We start from the raw sequence: 17788 nt of genomic DNA, 5'->3' as shown, positions 1-17788 counted from the left end.
CCAACATCAATTTGCTCAGTTTCATTCAAAAGCTCCTCATGATTCGGTGGACGACAACAAGGTGGGAATCAACTTGTCATACAAATCGGATTATGGTGTTTGGCGTCAGCGTTTCGCCTAGGGTTTTCGCGGGGGTGATGATGCCTTGGAGACCCTGCTTGAAAACAATCAATGGCCTTTGAAAAAAGAGGCCTAGAGGGCCTCTTTGGAGTGAAGTCACATGCCCGTGTAGTTGGGCCCGCCGCCGCCCTCTGGCGTGACCCATACTATGTTTTGTGTGGGGTCCTTGATGTCGCAGGTCTTGCAGTGCACGCAGTTTTGCGCATTGATCTGCAAGCGGTCTGAGTTGTCTTCGTTCTTCACGTACTCATACACCCCAGCTGGGCAGTAGCGGCTTTCGGGGCCTGCGTATTGGGCCAGGTTGATGCCGACCGGCACCGACGCGTCTTTGAGGGTCAGGTGCGCAGGCTGGTTTTCTTCATGGTTGGTGTTGCTGATGAACACGCTGCTCAAACGGTCAAAGGTGAGCTTGCCGTCCGGTTTGGGGTAGTCGATCTTGGGGCAATCGGCCGCTGGCTTCAGGTAGGTGTGGTCGGCCTTGTCGCGGCGCAGTGTCCACGGGATGTGCCCACGCAGAACAAACTGCTCAAAACCGTTCATGAGGGTGGCGACAGTGAGGCCTTTTTTGAACCAGGTCTTGAAGTTGCGCGACTTGTTGAGCTCGGTGTAAAGCCAGCTGGCTTCAAAAGCCGCAGGATAAGCGGCCAATTCGTCGTGCTGGCGGCCTGCCTGCAGCGCGTCATAAGCCGCTTCGGCGGCCAGCATGCCGGTCTTGATGGCGGCATGGCTGCCTTTGATGCGGCTCACGTTCAGGTAACCGGCGTCACAACCGACCAAGGCACCACCGGGGAACACGGTCTTGGGCAGGCTCATCAGGCCGCCTGCGGTGATGGCGCGGGCGCCGTAACCAATGCGCTTGGCGTTGACTTCGCCTTGGTCGTTGGTGAAGTACCACTTGATGTTGTTGTGGGTTTTCCAGCGCTGGAACTCTTCAAACGGGCTGAGCCAGGGGTTGGCGTAGTCCAGACCGACCACGTAACCGATGGCGATCTTGTTGTCTTCCATGTGGTACATGAACGCGCCGCCGTAGGTGTCGTTGTTCATGGGCCAGCCGGCGGTGTGCATCACAAAGCCGGGGGTGTGGCGAGAGGGGTCTATTTCCCACACTTCTTTGATGCCGATGCCGTAGGTCTGCGGGTCGCGGCCTTCGTCGAGTTGGTATTTGGCAATCAACTGCTTGCCCAGGTGGCCGCGCGCGCCTTCGGCGAACACGGTGTACTTGGCGTGCAGTTCCATGCCCAGCTGGAAGTTGTCGGTGGGTTCGCCGTCTTTGCCCACACCCATGTTGCCGGTGGCCACCCCTTTGACCGAACCGTCATCGTTGTAGAGCACTTCAGCTGCGGTGAAACCAGGGAAAATTTCAACGCCCAAATTCTCGGCCTGCTGGCCCAGCCAGCGGGTGAAATTGCTCAGGCTGATGATGTAATTGCCGTGGTTTTGTGCGCACTCGGGCAAAAAGATGCCGGGCGTGCGTGTGGCACCGGTCTCGCTCAAAAAGCTCCAGGCGTCGTCTGTCACAGGTTGGTTCAGGGGCGCGCCGCGTTCTTTCCAGTCGGGTAAGAGTTCGGTCAAGGCCTTCGGGTCCATGATCGCGCCGGACAAAATGTGCGCGCCAGGTTCACCGCCTTTTTCAAGGACGACCACGGACACGTCTTGGCCTTTTTCGGCGGCCAGTTGCTTCAGGCGAATGGCAGTCGACAGGCCGCCGGGGCCGCCGCCGACCACGACCACGTCGTATTCCATGGATTCGCGGGGGCCGTAGGTGATCAGGATGTCTTCGGGGCTCATGGGCGTCTCTTCAAATGCAAGGGGGTCAAAACAAATGCCCGCGAACCATGTTGTCCAATGGGTGTCGGGCGTGTGACTCATTTTATGCGGCTCTTTGCAGCTTGCCCTGCACAATGGCATCAAGCTTTTTTGCCCCATAGGGGTTCATTCTCAGAGGAGTTGTCATGGCTTATGAAATCGATTTGTCCGGCCGCGTGGCTTTGGTGACGGGAGCGTCCGGTGGTTTGGGGGCGCAATTTGCCAAAACCCTGGCTGCAGCAGGCGCGGGTGTGGTGCTGGCCAGTCGCCGAATGGAAAAGCTCAAGGACCTGCGGGCTGAGATCGAGGCCGCAGGCGGCGACGCCCATGTGGTCGAGATGGATGTGACCGACCGCCACAGCATTGCGGCAGCCGTGGCGCACGCCGAGACCGAGATGGGCAGCATCGACATTCTGGTGAACAACTCGGGGGTGAGCACCACCCAGCGCATTCAGGACGTCACGGAGGAAGACTACGACTTCATCATGAACACCAATGTGCGGGGTGCGTTTTTTGTGGCGCAAGAGGTGGGCAAGCGCATGCTGGCGCGGGCCAAGGGTGCAGCGCCGGGCAGCTTCACAGGCGGGCGCATCATCAACATTGCGTCGATGGCAGGCTTAAAGGTCTTGCCGCAAATTGGCGTTTACTGTATGAGCAAGGCCGCTGTGATCCAGATGACCAAAGCCTTTGCAGTCGAGTGGGGCAAGTTTGGCATCAACGTGAACGCGATCTGCCCCGGCTACATCGACACCGAGATCAACCACCACCACTGGCAAACCGAGCAAGGCCAAAAGCTCATCAGCATGCTGCCGCGCAAACGCGTGGGCCAGCCACAAGACCTGGACGCTTTGCTGATGCTACTGGCCAGCGACCAGAGCCATTTCATCAATGGTGCTGTGGTGTCTGCCGACGATGGTTTTGCGGTGTGAGGGCCAGGCCATGAAGCTGGAATTGCCAGAGCACAAAAAGCAAGTTTTTGAGCTGGTCATCCCCATTCGCTGGGGTGACATGGACGCCATGGGGCACGTCAACAACACGGTGTACTTTCGCTACATGGAGACGCTGCGCATCGACTGGTTTGAGGCGATCGGGTGTCAGGTCAATCCGCAAGGGCAGGGGCCGGTGATCGTGAACGCGTTTTGCAATTTCTACAAACAGTTTGAATTTCCAGGCGACATCCTGGCGAAGATGTTTGTGAGCGATCCGGGCCGCACCACGTTTGAGAGTTGGTGCACCTTGGAGCGAACCGACCAACCCGGCGTGGTGTTTGCGGCCGGAGGTGCCACCACGATTTGGGTGGACTTTCCGAACCAAAAAGCCGTGACCTTGCCCGACTGGGTGCGGGCCTTGGTCAGCGACTGAGGGTTGTTTTTTGGGAGGAGTGCGCCCCCCGTGCGCGAAAGCCTTAAGGGGTCGATGGAGCCGCCCCACCCACCGCACGCCACTGGTCGGCGTGACTTTGGAGCCAGTCTTGCGACAGCGTGGCGCTGCCCACTTGCATGGGGTGAAAGTCTTTGCGGGTGTAGGCCCACATGGGCTTGGCCACACGCCAGACCATGCCGTGGCGACCGAACAAGAACGTGGACGCTGACCACCATGTGGATGGTTTGAACAGCGTTTTGTCGTGCCACAGGTTGTTGACCGTCTGGCGAAACACATCGGTACTGAACTGGATCGTGACATACCAGAACCAGCGCATGCGCCAGCGGTGGTTGCCGCCCAGGCGTTGGTACAGGTCAAAGGCCACGCATTTGTGCTCGGACTCTTCGGCTGCATGCCAGCGCCACAGGGTTTTGAGGGGTTCCTCTGCCTTGGCAAACCAGTCGCCGGGCTGGTCCATGCGGTCCAAGGTCAGGTCACCAAAGATCGAGGTGTAGTGCTCAAAAGCGGCGGTGATCGCCAACTCATGCAGGTAACCCTTGTCGCTTTTGCTGAAAAATTCTTCGCGCCCTTGTTTGAGGCGTTGCTCAGCACGGGGGCCCCAATGGTTGACAAAGCCTTGCTTTTCCAAGTGGGCGTTGTAAAGCGCATGCAGGTGACGGTGGGTGGCTTCTTGACCTACAAAGCCCTTGGCAATTTGCTTGAGCTCGGCGTTTTCTGGGGTATCGGGCAGGTTCTTCGCCCCGTTTTTGACCGCGTCGATGAAGGACTGCTCTCCGACTGGAAAGCTCATCGAAAGTGCGTTCGCATAGGCTGTTAAAAACGCGTCGCCACCGTTCCAGTGGCGAGAAAAACCTTGGCTCAGGTCCACACTCAGGCGACGGACGGTCAATTCGGTGGGGGCAGCGGGTGTGCTCATGGCGTGCTTTGTAAGTGATCAGACAGAATATGAGCATTGTTCAGGTTTTGCAAAGACCTTGCAACTCGCGATCTGCTCATATTTTTTGAAGGGCTTTTTCATGGCCACTACCAAACCCAGCAAGACACCAACCCAGCCGCAAGCCATAGCCAGCCTGCGTCGCCAGCCCTCGCAAGCCAGGGCGCAGCAAACCATGCAAACCTTGTTCAAGGCGGCTGCTCAGATTTTGGACAAAGAAGGCGAGGCCGGTTTGACCACCAACAAAGTTGCCGCAGCTGCCGGTTTTTCGATCGGCACGCTCTACCAGTACTTTCCCAGCAAAGAGGTGCTGGTGCGTGCCATGGCGGCCAAAGGGCAGGGCATGGTGCTCCAGGAGTTGGGGCGCTACCTGAGTGAGCTGGAGAACTTGCCCGATGTGCGCGAATTGGACGGACGCGATCTGTTGGCCAAAGCCATTCGCATCTTGGTGCGGGGTTTTGCGACGGGCAAGGGCCTCAGCCAAAGCCTGATTCACCTGTGCTGGACGCTGGAAAAACCTGAAGAAACGGCCAGCGCGGTGCGACAGGTGGCCGATCGTCTGGCCATCTTTTTTGAGCGGATTGACCACCCTGCCCTGCAAACGCCCAGCACGGCCCAAATGTTTGTGCTGACCCGCTCGGTGATCGGCACCTTGCGCAGTGCCAGTCTGGAAAAGTCACCCCTGTTGGGTAGTTCCGCGTTTGAGCAGGCGTTGACCCAAATGGTTTGGGCTTTGCTGGCCAGGCCTGAGGCCGATCAAGCGGCCGGTTTGACTTTGGGCGCTCGTCCCATCAAATAGAACTCGGGGTTGGGCATCATGCCGCTGAAGCTGGCCATGCGGTTGGAGAGGCCAAAGAAAGCGGTGATGGCTGCGATGTCCCAGATGTCCTCGTCGTCAAAGCCGTGGGCGTGCAAGGCCGCAAAATCTGAATCTTCCACCTGATCGGAGTGGTTGCAGACTTTGAGCGCGAAGTCCAGCATGGCGCGCTGGCGGGGACTGATGTCGGCTTTGCGGTGGTTGATGGCGACCTGGTCAGCCACCAGTGGTTTTTTCTCGTAAATGCGCAAGATAGCGCCGTGCGCCACCACGCAATACAGGCAGTTGTTGGCCGCGCTGGTGGTGGTCACGATCATCTCGCGCTCGCCTTTGGTCAGGCCACTCTCGCGCCCCACCGACTCCGGCACCATCAGTGCGTCGTGGTACGCAAAAAACGCACGCCACTCGGCCGGGCGGCGGGCAAAGGCCAAAAACACGTTGGGCACAAAACCGGCTTTCTCTTGCACTTCCAGCACTTTGGCGCGGATGTCGTCGGGCAGGTCTTTGATTTCGGGTGCGGGGTAGCGAGGGGTGTGGGTCGTGGGGGTGGGTGTGCTCATGGTGTCTCCTGGTGGGCCTGCCTTTGATTATGCTCAAGGCTTTTACAGGAGCCTGTCATGTCCCAAACACCTTCAACTTCAGCCATTGAGCAAGCCCGAGACGCCCGCCCCAACGATGCGGCCTTCCAGGCGGGCCTGACCACCCGTACCCAGGTCATGGGCCCCGCCTATGTGGAGCGCGCTTTGGGCGCGGCCACCGACTACACCATGCCCATGCAAGAGTTCATCACGGCCAACGCCTGGGGCAACGTGTGGCAACGCCCGGGCCTGGAACTGAAAACCCGCAGCCTGATCACCGTGGCCATGCTGGCGGCGCAGGGCAAGCAGCATGAACTCAAGGCCCATGTGCGCGGCGCCATCCACAACGGGGCTACGCCCGAAGAGCTGCGCGAAGTGATGCTGCATGCCACCGTGTACTGTGGCTTCCCCACCGCCATCGATGCGTTTCGCAGCGTGACCGAAGTGGTTGAATCGATGGCTTGATTTGGCGATCAGTTGGCCCGCGCCACCCAGACCGTGGCGCCTTGCGGGCCATACAGCTCGGCATGGGCCACGTTGCGTGCCAGCCTGAAAAAGTCCCCTGCCTTGAGGTGTTTGACGTCGTCGCCTACGGTCAGCCAGTATTCGCCCTGAACTACATAAGCGCTCACGTCAAAAGGGTGGGTGTGGGTGTCGAGTTTCAGGTTGGCGTCCCATTGGCGCACCAAAATTTCGTCAAAGCCCTCGTCCATGGATTGGGCGGTGAAGGATTCCAAGGTCGGTGTGGTCATGTGTGCTTCCTGATCATTTGCCATTGATGGCGAGCAGTTCGACTTCGAACATCAAAGTCGCGTTGGGTGGGATCACGCCGCCTGCGCCTCGTTCTCCGTAGGCGGTGGCGGGCGGGCAAGTCAATTTAGCGCTGCCGCCCACTTTCATCATTTGGACGCCCTCGGTCCAGCAGGGAATCACCCGGTTCAGGGGAAATTCAATCGCCTCGTTGCGCTTGTACGAGCTGTCAAACTCTTTGCCATCGGGCAGCGTACCCCGGTAGTGCACTTTCACTTTGTCCGAGGCTTTGGGGCTGGCGCCCGTGCCCTCTTTGAGGGCGCGGTAAACCATGCCCGAGGGGGTGAGTCTGGCCCCCGCTTCTTGGGCTGCTGCGGCAGTGACCGCATTGGAAGCCCAGACCGGTGAAGCGCTCAAAAGACAGAGAGTCAGGCTGCTGAGGGTGAAAAAGGTTTTCATAGCAAGTGGGGCAGGGTGGGTTGAATTGCGAGAGCTTAGCCAAAAGAATGTTCTTGTGCCAACTGCCCCAGTCGCGCGGTGATGCTGCGGAACTCGGCCACCGTTTGATCGATGATCTGTTTCGCCGTCAGGACTTGGTGAACCAAGCCAGCCGATTGGCCAGCCAAGGCGGGCGCGGCGTTCATGTTGCCGCCAAAGTAGACCTCTTGGATGCCCTGAAACGCGTCAGGCCCCATCAGGCCAGCTTCGTGCAGGCTCTGGGTGAAAGGGGCTTTCAGGGCGCGAATACAGGGCGACGATTTGGTGTTGAGCATGTAAGTGCCGGTGGTGCTGGCGTCCAAGATGGCTTGTTTGTAGTGCGCGTGCACCGGGCTTTCGGCACTGGCTACAAACCGGGTGCCCATTTGAATGGCCTCGGCCCCGAGTGCAAAGGCGGCGGCCATGCCGCGCCCGTCCACGATGCCGCCTGCGGCAATCAGGGGCAGGTCGGTCTTTTCACGAATGGCTTGCAAAAGCACCAGGGTACTGACTTCCTCCGGGTTTTTGAAGCCACCCCCTTCAGAGCCTTCCACCACCAAGCCGTCTACGCCTGCATCGGCGCACTTGAGGGCAGCCTCCAAGGTCGGCACGGCGTGGTAGACAGCGATGCCCGCCGATTGCAGCGGCGCGACAAATTTGGCTGGACTGCCGGCGGACGTGGTGACAAACCGCACGCCTGATTCGCAGACAAAGCGCAGCATGGCGTCGTCTTTCAAAAACCGGATCGGCAGGTTGACGCCAAAAGGTAAACCCGTTTGGCGCATGGTCAAGATTTCACGTTGGCAGTTTTCGGTTTCACCCGAGGAGGTCTCGATGATCCCCAAGCCGCCAGCCCGAGACACCGCCGAGGCCAAAGCGCTTCTGGCAATCCAGCCCATGGGCGCTTGCAAGATGGGGTAGGTGGCCCCGGTTTGGGCTAAAACGCGGTTCATGTTCGGGCCTTGGCTGTGAAAAAGCCCATGATACGGCTCTTGGCATGCCGGTACAGTCGCCAAGCTGTCGCAGATTGCGCTGGGCTTTGCCTAAACTCGCAGCTTGTTCATTTGAAAGGTTTGGTCATGGCTTTGACCTTGTTTGCTTTTGACACCCCTAATGCTCGAAAGGTCACTGTGGCCTTGGAAGAAATGGGCCTGAGTTATGCGGTGCAGGTGGTCGACATCACGCGCGATGAGCAATTTGCGCCTGATTTTTTGAAAATCAGCCCGAACAACAAAATTCCGGCCTTGGTCGATACCGATGGTTTCGATGGGCAAACTCAAACGGTCTTTGAATCGGGTGCCATCCTGATTTATTTGGCCGAGAAAACCGGGCAATTTTTACCCTCCCGTGGTGCTGGCCGCGTGGCCGCGCTGGAGTGGTTGATGTTTCAGATGGGGGGCTTTGGCCCCGCACCGGGCCAGGTCCACCACTTTGTGGCTTTGAAGGACGAGACTGACAAGCGTTATGGCTTGCAGCGTTTCATGGCCGAAACCCTGCGCCTTTATGGCGTGATGGACCGCCGTTTGGCTGAGCAGCCGTTTTTTGCGGGTGATTTGTCGATCGCTGACTTTGCCATTTTGGGTTGGGTGTGGCGCCACCCGCGTCACCAGGTCGATTTGGCGCAGTTTCCACATGTTCAGCGTTGGTACCAAAGTTTGATGGCCCGGCCAGCCGTACAAAAGGGCTTTGCTGTGGCCTTGCGCCGCGATTGATACAGACTTAAGACTCGTCCAGGCCTAGTTCAAGGGAAGTGCGTGTGCATGAGCATTTCGCCCTCTAAGTGCTCAGCTTGGGCTCAACGACCCATTCTTGTGGCTTAATATCGTTTTGCATTTTTTATCCGGAGCCACAGATGGGCAACAAAATCGTCACCGAAGCAGATCGTAAATTCACCCCTCCACTGCCAACATTGCCAGGCGTGACCTTGCGCACAGGCGGTCGCGGTCAGCGCGTCAGCCTTGAGCGCGGCGTGGCCACACGCAGCAAAAAGAACCCCGGTAAGCGCTCCTCAAAAGGCGGTTGATCGCGGTACGCTCGGCACCATGCCGGTGCCAGTGCCCAGCCACTGAGCAACTCAGTGGCTTTTTTTTCGACTTTTTGGCGTGCTTTGGGCCAGGCCAAACGGGTCATATCAAGGAGAGCTGAATGTTGATTTCTTATGGTGCCGTGTTGGTGGCAGGCCTCATGCCGGTGGTGTGTGCAGGCATCGCCAAATCAGGTTTCAAGGGTTACGACAACAGCGACCCCCGCGCTTGGCTGTCCCGTCAGACCGGCTTCAGGGCCCGTGCTAACGCTGCTCAAGCCAATTGTTTCGAGGCCTTTCCATTTTTTGCAGTCGGTGTGGTTTTGGCGCTGCTCACCGGGGTAGAACCCGACTGGGTGGATGCGTTGGCCTCGCTGTTCATCGCTTTGCGGGTGGCCTATGTTTTCTTTTATGTGACCGACAAAGCCAAATGGCGCACCATGGTGTGGTCTGGGGCTTATGTGGTGGTTCTGGCACTGTTCGCCATGGCGATGCTGAATTTGCACCCAGGGTGATGCCAAAAAGCCTGGTTAACAAGGCACAATAAGACCTCTGCCCCGGTGGTGAAACTGGTAGACACACCGGACTTAAAATCCGTTGCTTCCGTAACAGGGGCGTACCGGTTCGATTCCGGTTCGGGGCACCAATGTACTCTAAGCACCATCATGACCCAAGACAACGCAGCGCTTGAAATTCACGTGCATGGTGATGTGCCCATCAAAACCGGCACCGACACCGCTGCCATTCAAGAGGCCTTGAAGCCTTTGTGGCGCTATGCCGGCGCGCGCAGTTTGGTAGAAGGCGCGATCAGCCTCTACGAAGAAGAGCCAGGCATCCGTTTTGACCCAGCCACCAACCGCTTGCAACTGTGCTGGACGGTTCGGGGTGACGAAGATTTTCGTCTGGTCATGGACGACCTGTGCATGAACCTCAACGAATTGTCTGCAGCGGGCACCCAAATTGAGGTGACTTTTTACGACACCGAGTTCGACGACGAAGACGAGGCCAATGGGGCCGAGTCGCGCGACGATTTTGTGATGCTGTTTGTCGGTCCTGACCCAGGGGCCATCATGCAAGCACAGCGCGATTTGCTGGTGCACGATGTCGTCAACATGATGGAGCGTCATTTTGATGGCGCCGAGTTGTCGGGTGTGGTGGCTGAAATCGACAAGTTGTTCGGTTTGCGATTTGACAGCTTGGTCAGCTCACTTGATATTGGCAAGCCACCACGCGGCCCCGGTGGTGGCAACGGCCACGGCGGAGGTGGTCGCCGTCCACGCCACTTGCACTGATTGGAGCCGCCCGATGAATGCCTCAGGTCTTCGTTCTGCACTCAATCCAGGCGTGCGTTTGCGCGAGGTCTTTGGCTGGGCCATGTACGATTTTGCCAACTCGGGCTACTCCACGGTGGTCATCACAGCGGTGTTTGCCGCTTACTTTGTGGGTGGCGTTGCCGACGGAGCCGACTGGGCCACTTTGGCTTGGACTTCTGGCCTGAGCCTTTCTTATTTGGTGGTCATGTTGACCATGCCCGGTTTGGGCGCCTGGGCCGACCGGGTGGCGGGCAAAAAACGCATGTTGATGTGGGTCACCGCCGGTTGCGTACTCAGCACGGCGGCCTTGTCTCTGGTGGGGCCCGGCCAAGTGGCGCTGGGTTTGTTCATCCTGGTACTGTCCAACACCTTCTTTTCTTATGGCGAGTCGCTGACTGCCTCGTTTTTGCCTGAACTGGCCAAGCCCCATGCCATGGGCCGCGTCAGCGGCTGGGGCTGGTCTTTGGGCTACATCGGCGGCATGCTGACTTTGGGTATTTGCTTGGCTTATGTGCTGGCGGCGCAAGCGCGAGGCGAGTCGGGCTCGCAGTTTGTGCCGGTGACCATGTGGATCACAGCGGCCATGTACGGCGCTGCGGCTCTGGTGACTTTCTCCTTGCTGCGCGAGCACACGCCGCCGCAACCGAATGCCCCGGCGGTGTCGGTCGTTCAAAGTTTGCGTGGCCTGCGCCAGACATTGCGTGATGCCATGCCCTACCAAGACTTCACCCGTTTGCTGGCCTGTGCGGTGGCTTACCAGGGCGGGGTGGCCGTGGCCATCACGCTGGCGGCCATTTATGCCGAGCAGGTGATTGGTTTTCAGCCGCAAGAGACCATGGTGCTGATCTTTGTGCTAAATCTGGCGGCTTTTGCCGGTGCTTTGTTGTTGGGTTACGTGCAAGACCGCGTGGGCCACAAGCTGACTTTGTCCCTGACTTTGCTGGGTTGGGTGGCGACCTGTTTCATCGCGGCTTTGTCGACCGACAAGGCCACGTTTTGGTGGGCTGCAGCCATTGCTGGTTTTTGCATGGGCTCCAGCCAGTCTTCGGGCCGTGCCATGGCGGGCTTGATGGTGCCAGCCCACCGTTTGGGTGAGTTTTTTGGTTTGTGGACCTTTGCCATTCGATTGGCCAGCATCCTCGGGCCGCTGATGTACGGCCTGATCACTTGGTTGAGCGACGGCAACCAGCGTTTGGCGATCGGGGCGACCTCCTTGCTTTTCATTTTGGGCTTGCTGCTCTTGATGCCCGTGGACGTTGAGCGCGGCCGCTTGGCGGCGCAAAAGTCCGCCTGACGATTCAGGCTTGCAGTGTGGCAGGAACTGCTTGGCACAACTCAGGCGGCAAACCCAACCAACGCATCGCAGCGGCTTGCAGGCCTTGCAAGTCACCCGTGGTCAACAAGCGCATGGACTGCGAAGCCTCAAGGGGAGCTGCCGTGTTCAGCCCATCAGCCGCAGCCAACAAACGCTGCGTTTGACGCGCCACCGCCTCGCCTGTCGAAAGCAGTTGCACATCGGTTCCGAGCAGTTGGCGCAAATCGTTTTCGACAAACACATAGTGGGTGCAACCCAGCACCAAGGTGTCGATGGCGTGAGACCCGGAACCAAAGAGGCCCATGGCTTGGGTATAAGTCTGCAGCAAGTGCGAGATTTGCGCTTGCGCAGCCTCCGCTTGATCGGGCAGGGTGCTTTGCTCGATGGCCAAGGCCAAGCCGTTACAGGCCTGAACCACAAAATGCGCCTCGCCTTGCACACTGGCCAACAGGCGAGCGAATTTGTCACTGCCCACCGTGCCCCGTGTCGCGATCACGCCGATATGGCCTGTTCGGCTCAGGGCCAAGGCTGGTTTGAGTGCGGGCTCGACACCGACCAGAGGCAGTTGGGGGTACTGAGCACGCAGTGCGTGGATGGCTGCAGCGGTGGCGGTGTTACAGGCCACCACCAGTGCTTTGATTTGGTATTGCGCCAGCAAATGCTTGGCAATCGTTTGGGTCCGCTGGCTGACAAAGGCCTCGGTTTTTTCCCCATAGGGCGCATGTGCACTGTCGGCCAGATAAACAAAGCGTTCGTGTGGCAGTGCCTTTTGCAAGGCCCGCAGCACACTCAGGCCGCCAATGCCGCTGTCAAAAACGCCAATGGGGGCGTTCACGTTCAGCCGGCGTTGACGCCAATGCCTTTGAACTCGCCGGTGGCGATGCGCTTTTGCCATTCAGCGGGGCCGGTGGTGTGGGCACTGGTGCCGCCCGCATCGACCGCGACGGTGACAGGCATGTCGACCACGTCGAACTCGTAGATGGCTTCCATGCCCATGTCGGCAAAGCCCACCACCTTGGCGTGCTTGATGGCTTTGGACACGAGGTAGGCTGCGCCGCCCACTGCCATCAGGTAAGCGCTCTTGTGCTTTTTGATGGCTTCAATGGCGACCGGGCCGCGCTCGGCTTTGCCGATCATGGCGATCAGGCCGGTTTGGGCCAGCATCATTTCTGTGAAACCGTCCATGCGGGTGGATGTAGTCGGGCCGGCGGGGCCCACGGCTTCGTCCCCGACAGGGTCGACCGGACCCACGTAGTAGATCACCCGGTTGGTGAAATCCACCGGCAGTTTCTCGCCTTTGGCCAGCATGTCTTGAATGCGTTTATGAGCAGCGTCTCGGCCAGTGAGCATCTTGCCGTTGAGCAAGAGCGTTTGGCCAGGTTTCCAGCTGGCCACTTCGGCAGGCGTCAAAGCGTTCAGGTCGACGCGTTTGCTTTTCTCGGTGTCGGCCGTCCAGTTGACGTTGGGCCACAGGTCGAGCGAAGGCGCCTCCAGGTAAGTGGGGCCAGAGCCGTCGAGCACAAAGTGGGCGTGGCGCGTGGCAGCGCAGTTGGGGATCATGGCCACAGGCTTGCTGGCCGCGTGGGTGGGGTACATCTTGATCTTCACGTCCAGCACGGTGGTCAGGCCACCCAAGCCTTGTGCGCCAATGCCCAGAGCGTTGACCTTGTGGTAAAGCTCAAGGCGCATTTCTTCGACTTGGTCGAGTTTTTCGCCTTGGCTGGATTTTTCGAGCAGCTGGTACATGTCCAGGTCGTCCATCAGGCTTTCCTTGGCCAAGAGCACAGCTTTTTCGGCAGTGCCGCCGATGCCAATGCCCAGCATGCCGGGCGGGCACCAGCCTGCGCCCATGGTGGGCACGGTTTTCAAAACCCAATCCACGATGCTGTCGCCGGGGTTCAGCATGATCAACTTGGACTTGTTCTCGCTGCCGCCGCCTTTGGCCGCCACGGTCACATGCACATGGTGGCCGGGCACGATCTTGGTGAAGATCACGGCGGGCGTGTTGTCCTTGGTGTTCTTGCGGTTGAAGTGCGGGTCAGAGACGACTGATGCGCGCAGCATGTTGTCCGACTGGTTGTAGCCCCGGCGCACGCCTTCGTTGACAGCGTCTTCCAAGCTGCCCGTAAAACCGTCAAATTTCACGTCCATGCCCACTTCGAGGAATACGTTGACGATGCCGGTGTCTTGGCAAATCGGGCGGTGGCCAATGGCGCTCATCTTGCTGTTGGTCAAAATTTGCGCAATCGCGTCCTTGGCGGCGGGGCTTTGTTCGCGTGCATAGGCGCTGGCCAAATGAGAAATGAAGTCGGCCGGGTGGTAGTAGCTGATGTACTGCAGGGCTGCAGCAATCGATTCGATCAGGTCGGCTTGTTTAATCAGGGTGGTCATGGTGCGAGCGTCAGTGAGGATTCAGAGAAAAACAAGATCAGTGGTCGGCTTTGTCATGGTGAGACATCAGGCGGTCTGCATAGGCAATAGCGATGGCGCTGAACAAGAAGGCAATGTGGATGATGGTTTGCCACATCAATACCTGCTCTGTGTAGTTGGCGGCGTTGATGAAGGTCTTGAGCAAATGGATAGAGCTGATGCCGATGATGGCCGTCGCCAGTTTGACTTTGAGCACTGACGCGTTGACGTGGTCCAGCCATTCGGGTTGATCGGGATGGCCTTCGAGGTTCAAGCGCGAGACAAAGGTTTCATAGCCACCCACAATCACCATGATCAACAGGTTGGAGATCATCACCACGTCAATCAGGCCCAGCACCACCAGCATGATGACCACTTCATTCAGGCCGGTGATGGGGGCATCGGTTTTGTAGCCAATGCTGCCAATCAGGGCTTGCAGCGCGGTTTGGCTGCCAAAGGCCGCTTCCAACAAATGAACCAGTTCGACCCAAAAGTGAAAGACATAGACCGCTTGCGCGGCGATCAAACCCAAATACAGCGGCAATTGCAGCCAGCGACTGGCAAAAATAAAGCTGTTGATGTGGGTAATTGAGGATTTGACAAGGGGGCGTGGCATGATTTTCCAATTTTGAGGTTCACAAAGCGTCGCTTCATGCAACCCGTAATTTTAGGCTGAAGAGCCTGTATCTGAGCTTGCGGATGTGCAAGTTTGATGTCAGTCAGTGCTTTGTAAGAGCCAAGAACGACATTTGCCCCAGTTTAAAATTTGACTTGATCCACAGGAGACAGACGCCATGAGCAGCCCCATTTACCAACCCAGCGCCGAATTCGTCAAAAACGCCCACATTTCGGGCATGCCCGCATATGAGGCGCTTTGTAAAGAAGCCGAAACCGATTACGAAGGCTATTGGGCCCGTCTGGCCAAAGAGCTGATCACATGGAAAACCCCCTTCACCAAGGTGCTGGACGAGTCCAACGCCCCTTTCTTCAAGTGGTTTGAAGACGGCACGCTGAACGCCTCTTACAACTGCTTGGACCGCAACGTCGAAAAAGGCTTGGGTGACAAGACCGCCATCATTTTTGAAGCCGACGGCGGCGAAGTCACCAAGGTCACTTACAGCCAGTTGCTGGCCAAGACCTGCCAGTACGCCAACGCCTTGAAGAGCCTGGGCATCAAAAAGGGTGACCGCGTGGTCATCTACATCTCCATGTCCATCGACGGCGTGGCCGCCATGCAAGCCTGCGCCCGCATCGGCGCCACCCACTCGGTGGTGTTCGGTGGTTTTTCTGCCCAGTCGCTGCGCGACCGCATCGAAGACACCGGCGCTATGGCCGTCATCACCGCCGACAACCAAGTGCGCGGTGGCAAATTGCTGCCCCTCAAATCCATCGTGGACGACGCCATCAATTTGGGCGGCTGCGGCTCCATCAAGAACGTCCTTGTGGTCAAGCGCTCGGGCGCTGACATCGCCATGACCGCTGGTCGTGACGTGTGGATGGCCGAGTTGGCCGACCAGCAAGCCACCACCTGCGAGCCCGAGTGGGTCGGTGCCGAGCACCCCCTGTTCTTGCTCTATACCTCCGGCTCCACCGGCAAACCCAAAGGTGTGCAACACAGCACCGGTGGTTATTTGCTGCACGCAGCCTTGACCACCCAATGGACCTTTGACTTGAAAGCCGACGACGTGTTCTGGTGCACCGCCGACATCGGTTGGGTCACGGGCCACACCTACATCACCTACGGCCCCTTGGCTTTGGGCGGCACTGAGATCGTGTTCGAGGGCGTGCCCACCTACCCCGATGCTGGACGTTTCTGGAAGATGATCCAAGACCACAAGGTCTCGATCTTCTACACCGCGCCCACCGCCATTCGCTCGCTCATCAAGGCCGCGGAAGCCAACGACGCTGTGCACCCCAAGAGCTACAACTTGTCGAGCCTGCGCCTGTTGGGCTCGGTTGGCGAGCCGATCAACCCCGCCGCGTGGGAGTGGTACCACAAGCATGTGGGTGGCGGCAATTGCCCCATCGTCGACACCTTCTGGCAAACCGAGACCGGCGGTCACATGATCACGCCGCTGCCTGGTGCCACCCCCATGGTGCCCGGCTCTTGCACACTGCCTTTCCCCGGCATCCAGGCCGCCATCGTGGACGAGACCGGCAAAGACATGCCCAATGGCCAAGGCGGTATCTTGGTCGTCAAGCGCCCATGGCCTTCCATGATTCGCACGATTTGGGGCGACCCTGAGCGCTTCAAGAAGAGCTACTACCCAGAAGACTTCAAGGGCAAGTACTACTTGGCAGGCGATGGTTCAATCCGTGACGCAAAGACCGGTTACTTCACCATCACCGGTCGCATCGACGACGTGCTCAACGTCTCCGGTCACCGCATGGGTACGATGGAAATCGAATCGGCCTTGGTCAGTTGCACCGAGTTGGTGGCCGAAGCCGCCGTGGTGGGCCGTCCTGATGACACCACGGGTGAGGCGATTTGCGCCTTTGTGGTGCTCAAGCGTTCGTTGCCCAACACCGACGAAGGCAAGGCCATTGCCAAGCAACTGCGAGACCACATTGCCAAGGAAATTGGCCCGATCGCCAAGCCCAAAGACATCCGCTTTGGCGAGAACTTGCCCAAGACCCGTTCGGGCAAGATCATGCGCCGCTTGCTGCGCTCCTTGGCCAAAGGCGAAGAGATCACGCAAGACATCTCGACATTGGAAAACCCAGCCATTTTGGGTCAGCTGGGTCAGGCTTACTGATCGGATCCGATCGGTCAAGGGCTTGCTGCCCTTGGCAGCGATGCCAAACAAAAGGCAGCCTCGGCTGCCGTTTGTCATGGTGCTGACCCGCGTCAGGTTTTCATGGCCAAGCCCAAACGCTCGATGGTCGCTTTTTCGGACTGGAACATGTTGTTGATGAACCGGGTGTATTCCTCGGTGCCCATGTAGATCACTGACTGGTCGTACTTGTCGAAGCTGGCCAGCACGGCTGGGTCTTGCAGCGTGCTTCTGAAGGCGTCGTGCAGGCGTTTGACCACGGCCGGGTCCATGCCCTTGGGGCCGCCGATGCCAAAGGGCGAGTCGGACACCGTGTCGAAACCGAGTTCGTTGAGGGTGGGCACGTTGGGCCAACGCTTGGTGCGTTTGCTGCCATAGGTGGCCAACAAGCGCATGGTGCCCGCTTCGACCTGTGGGGCCCAGCCTGTGGCATCGCTGTGTGACATGACATGGCCGCCCAACACCGCTTGCACGCCATCGGCGCTGCCTTTGAAGGGAATGTGGGTGACGTCGATCTTGGCTTTGCTGGCAAATTCTGCAAAGGCCAGGTGCGGCGTGGTGCCGTTGCCCGTGGAGCCATAGGTGAACTTGCCCGGGTTGGCTCGGGCAAAAGCCACCAAGTCGGCAATAGACTTGATGGGCGAATCGGCCCTGACCACCACGCCAAAGGTGTAGCCGGTCAGGCAGGCGATGTAGGTGAAGTCTTTGAGCGGGTCGAACTGCATTTTTTGCATGTGCGGCAGACGCGCGACGCCGATGGTGATTTGCGACAGTGTGTAGCCGTCGGGTTGGGCGCGAACCAGTTCGTTGGGGCCGAGCATGCCGCTGGCGCCGGGTTTGTTTTCGATGACCACTTGCACGCCCAGAGCCTTGGTGGCGCTCTCGGCCAAAGCACGCATGACGGCGTCCGTAGAGCCGCCCGCAGGCCATGGGCAGATCAGCTTGATGGGCCTGGCTGGAAAGGCCTGGGCTTGCGCCAGGGTGGGAAATGCGACCGTGACTGCGGCGGCGGCGGTGGCCTGAACAAAGCTGCGTCGTGATGTGTCTTGGGTTTTCAAATTGCTCTCCTTTTTCAAATGGATCATCCCA

The 17788-nt window shown here is 58.7% G+C and carries 20 protein-coding genes and 1 tRNA gene; 11 read left to right on the top strand and 10 right to left on the bottom strand.

Annotation, left to right across the window (positions count from 1 at the left end):
• Positions 1-216: 216 nt before the first annotated feature.
• The gene (locus Q1M54_RS11635; protein ID WP_300557344.1) at positions 217-1908 is read right to left on the bottom strand and encodes an electron transfer flavoprotein-ubiquinone oxidoreductase; all 1692 of its coding nucleotides are present in this window, start codon (positions 1906-1908) and stop codon (positions 217-219) included.
• A 164-nt stretch (positions 1909-2072) separates the two neighbouring features.
• Here Q1M54_RS11635 and Q1M54_RS11630 point away from each other — a divergent pair, with 164 nt between their 5' ends.
• Both Q1M54_RS11630 and Q1M54_RS11625 read left to right on the top strand, forming a co-directional pair.
• A complete protein-coding gene (locus tag Q1M54_RS11630) occupies positions 2073-2855 on the top strand; it encodes an SDR family oxidoreductase (protein WP_300557342.1) in 783 nt (260 codons plus the stop codon).
• 10 nt (positions 2856-2865) lie between these two features.
• On the top strand, positions 2866-3288 hold the full coding sequence (locus Q1M54_RS11625) for an acyl-CoA thioesterase (RefSeq protein WP_300557340.1): 423 nt from the start codon (positions 2866-2868) through the stop codon (positions 3286-3288).
• 43 nt (positions 3289-3331) lie between these two features.
• On the opposite strand, the gene Q1M54_RS11620 is transcribed toward Q1M54_RS11625, so the two are convergent.
• Positions 3332-4225, bottom strand: a complete 894-nt coding sequence (locus tag Q1M54_RS11620) for a metal-dependent hydrolase (RefSeq protein ID WP_300557338.1) — start codon at positions 4223-4225, stop codon at positions 3332-3334.
• Positions 4226-4325: 100 nt separating this feature from the next.
• Here Q1M54_RS11620 and Q1M54_RS11615 point away from each other — a divergent pair, with 100 nt between their 5' ends.
• Positions 4326-5042, top strand: coding sequence for a TetR/AcrR family transcriptional regulator (locus Q1M54_RS11615; protein WP_300557336.1), 717 nt, complete (start codon positions 4326-4328; stop codon positions 5040-5042).
• Here Q1M54_RS11615 and Q1M54_RS11610 read toward each other — a convergent pair.
• Positions 5000-5620 (bottom strand): peroxidase-related enzyme, encoded by a 621-nt coding sequence (locus Q1M54_RS11610; RefSeq protein WP_300557334.1) that lies wholly within the window; start codon positions 5618-5620, stop codon positions 5000-5002. The genes Q1M54_RS11615 and Q1M54_RS11610 overlap by 43 nt on opposite strands.
• Before the next feature lie 57 nt (positions 5621-5677).
• Here Q1M54_RS11610 and Q1M54_RS11605 point away from each other — a divergent pair, with 57 nt between their 5' ends.
• Complete coding sequence (locus Q1M54_RS11605) at positions 5678-6103, top strand: carboxymuconolactone decarboxylase family protein (protein WP_300557332.1); 426 nt, start codon at positions 5678-5680, stop codon at positions 6101-6103.
• Between the two features lie 8 nt (positions 6104-6111).
• On the opposite strand, the gene Q1M54_RS11600 is transcribed toward Q1M54_RS11605, so the two are convergent.
• The 3 genes from Q1M54_RS11600 to Q1M54_RS11590 are packed head-to-tail and all read right to left on the bottom strand — an operon-like array spanning position 6112 to position 7818.
• Positions 6112-6390: a cupin domain-containing protein gene (locus Q1M54_RS11600; protein ID WP_300557330.1), complete on the bottom strand. Its 279-nt coding sequence runs from the start codon at positions 6388-6390 to the stop codon at positions 6112-6114.
• A gap of 13 nt (positions 6391-6403) precedes the next feature.
• Positions 6404-6847, bottom strand: coding sequence for an FKBP-type peptidyl-prolyl cis-trans isomerase (locus Q1M54_RS11595; protein WP_300557328.1), 444 nt, complete (start codon positions 6845-6847; stop codon positions 6404-6406).
• A gap of 35 nt (positions 6848-6882) precedes the next feature.
• Positions 6883-7818, bottom strand: a complete 936-nt coding sequence (locus Q1M54_RS11590; protein ID WP_300557326.1) for a nitronate monooxygenase — start codon at positions 7816-7818, stop codon at positions 6883-6885.
• 126 nt (positions 7819-7944) lie between these two features.
• Between Q1M54_RS11590 and Q1M54_RS11585 the strand changes: the two genes are divergently transcribed.
• The 6 genes from Q1M54_RS11585 to Q1M54_RS11560 all read left to right on the top strand — a co-directional run bounded on the left by Q1M54_RS11585 (position 7945) and on the right by Q1M54_RS11560 (position 11495).
• Positions 7945-8577 (top strand): glutathione S-transferase N-terminal domain-containing protein, encoded by a 633-nt coding sequence (locus Q1M54_RS11585; protein ID WP_300557324.1) that lies wholly within the window; start codon positions 7945-7947, stop codon positions 8575-8577.
• Positions 8578-8717: 140 nt separating this feature from the next.
• Positions 8718-8888, top strand: coding sequence for a hypothetical protein (locus Q1M54_RS11580; protein WP_300557322.1), 171 nt, complete (start codon positions 8718-8720; stop codon positions 8886-8888).
• A 122-nt stretch (positions 8889-9010) separates the two neighbouring features.
• Positions 9011-9403, top strand: coding sequence for an MAPEG family protein (locus tag Q1M54_RS11575; RefSeq protein ID WP_300557320.1), 393 nt, complete (start codon positions 9011-9013; stop codon positions 9401-9403).
• A gap of 39 nt (positions 9404-9442) precedes the next feature.
• Positions 9443-9534, top strand: a tRNA-Leu gene (locus Q1M54_RS11570).
• A 19-nt stretch (positions 9535-9553) separates the two neighbouring features.
• Complete coding sequence (locus tag Q1M54_RS11565; protein ID WP_300557318.1) at positions 9554-10180, top strand: DUF6806 family protein; 627 nt, start codon at positions 9554-9556, stop codon at positions 10178-10180.
• Positions 10181-10193: 13 nt separating this feature from the next.
• On the top strand, positions 10194-11495 hold the full coding sequence (locus tag Q1M54_RS11560; protein WP_300557316.1) for an MFS transporter: 1302 nt from the start codon (positions 10194-10196) through the stop codon (positions 11493-11495).
• A gap of 4 nt (positions 11496-11499) precedes the next feature.
• On the opposite strand, the gene murI is transcribed toward Q1M54_RS11560, so the two are convergent.
• From murI to Q1M54_RS11545, 3 genes are read right to left on the bottom strand one after another with little or no spacing between them, the layout of a single operon-like run.
• Positions 11500-12351 (bottom strand): glutamate racemase, encoded by an 852-nt coding sequence (gene murI / locus Q1M54_RS11555; RefSeq protein ID WP_300557314.1) that lies wholly within the window; start codon positions 12349-12351, stop codon positions 11500-11502.
• Positions 12352-12353: 2 nt separating this feature from the next.
• The gene (locus tag Q1M54_RS11550) at positions 12354-13907 is read right to left on the bottom strand and encodes a fumarate hydratase (protein WP_300557312.1); all 1554 of its coding nucleotides are present in this window, start codon (positions 13905-13907) and stop codon (positions 12354-12356) included.
• Positions 13908-13944: 37 nt separating this feature from the next.
• A complete protein-coding gene (locus Q1M54_RS11545; RefSeq protein WP_300557310.1) occupies positions 13945-14541 on the bottom strand; it encodes a TIGR00645 family protein in 597 nt (198 codons plus the stop codon).
• Positions 14542-14719: 178 nt separating this feature from the next.
• On the opposite strand from Q1M54_RS11545, the gene acs reads away from it, so the two are divergent.
• On the top strand, positions 14720-16681 hold the full coding sequence (gene acs, locus Q1M54_RS11540) for an acetate--CoA ligase (RefSeq protein ID WP_300557308.1): 1962 nt from the start codon (positions 14720-14722) through the stop codon (positions 16679-16681).
• Positions 16682-16773: 92 nt separating this feature from the next.
• Here acs and Q1M54_RS11535 read toward each other — a convergent pair whose 3' ends face one another.
• The gene (locus Q1M54_RS11535; RefSeq protein WP_366146258.1) at positions 16774-17757 is read right to left on the bottom strand and encodes a tripartite tricarboxylate transporter substrate binding protein; all 984 of its coding nucleotides are present in this window, start codon (positions 17755-17757) and stop codon (positions 16774-16776) included.
• Positions 17758-17788: the final 31 nt, after the last annotated feature.

Source organism: Limnohabitans sp. Rim8 (genome assembly GCF_943326455.1).
In the GTDB taxonomy this organism is placed as follows: domain Bacteria; phylum Pseudomonadota; class Gammaproteobacteria; order Burkholderiales; family Burkholderiaceae_C; genus Limnohabitans_A.
Note: the sequence above shows the minus strand (reverse complement) of the source record. Positions and strands in the feature narration are given on the sequence as shown.

Coding starts and splice junctions, on each gene's coding strand:
- Q1M54_RS11635 (WP_300557344.1), bottom strand. CDS start 1,908: ATGAGCCCCGAAGACATCCTGATCACCTACGGCCCCCGCGAATCCATG.
- Q1M54_RS11630 (WP_300557342.1), top strand. CDS start 2,073: ATGGCTTATGAAATCGATTTGTCCGGCCGCGTGGCTTTGGTGACGGGA.
- Q1M54_RS11625 (WP_300557340.1), top strand. CDS start 2,866: ATGAAGCTGGAATTGCCAGAGCACAAAAAGCAAGTTTTTGAGCTGGTC.
- Q1M54_RS11620 (WP_300557338.1), bottom strand. CDS start 4,225: ATGAGCACACCCGCTGCCCCCACCGAATTGACCGTCCGTCGCCTGAGT.
- Q1M54_RS11615 (WP_300557336.1), top strand. CDS start 4,326: ATGGCCACTACCAAACCCAGCAAGACACCAACCCAGCCGCAAGCCATA.
- Q1M54_RS11610 (WP_300557334.1), bottom strand. CDS start 5,620: ATGAGCACACCCACCCCCACGACCCACACCCCTCGCTACCCCGCACCC.
- Q1M54_RS11605 (WP_300557332.1), top strand. CDS start 5,678: ATGTCCCAAACACCTTCAACTTCAGCCATTGAGCAAGCCCGAGACGCC.
- Q1M54_RS11600 (WP_300557330.1), bottom strand. CDS start 6,390: ATGACCACACCGACCTTGGAATCCTTCACCGCCCAATCCATGGACGAG.
- Q1M54_RS11595 (WP_300557328.1), bottom strand. CDS start 6,847: ATGAAAACCTTTTTCACCCTCAGCAGCCTGACTCTCTGTCTTTTGAGC.
- Q1M54_RS11590 (WP_300557326.1), bottom strand. CDS start 7,818: ATGAACCGCGTTTTAGCCCAAACCGGGGCCACCTACCCCATCTTGCAA.
- Q1M54_RS11585 (WP_300557324.1), top strand. CDS start 7,945: ATGGCTTTGACCTTGTTTGCTTTTGACACCCCTAATGCTCGAAAGGTC.
- Q1M54_RS11580 (WP_300557322.1), top strand. CDS start 8,718: ATGGGCAACAAAATCGTCACCGAAGCAGATCGTAAATTCACCCCTCCA.
- Q1M54_RS11575 (WP_300557320.1), top strand. CDS start 9,011: ATGTTGATTTCTTATGGTGCCGTGTTGGTGGCAGGCCTCATGCCGGTG.
- Q1M54_RS11565 (WP_300557318.1), top strand. CDS start 9,554: ATGACCCAAGACAACGCAGCGCTTGAAATTCACGTGCATGGTGATGTG.
- Q1M54_RS11560 (WP_300557316.1), top strand. CDS start 10,194: ATGAATGCCTCAGGTCTTCGTTCTGCACTCAATCCAGGCGTGCGTTTG.
- Q1M54_RS11550 (WP_300557312.1), bottom strand. CDS start 13,907: ATGACCACCCTGATTAAACAAGCCGACCTGATCGAATCGATTGCTGCA.
- Q1M54_RS11545 (WP_300557310.1), bottom strand. CDS start 14,541: ATGCCACGCCCCCTTGTCAAATCCTCAATTACCCACATCAACAGCTTT.
- acs (WP_300557308.1), top strand. CDS start 14,720: ATGAGCAGCCCCATTTACCAACCCAGCGCCGAATTCGTCAAAAACGCC.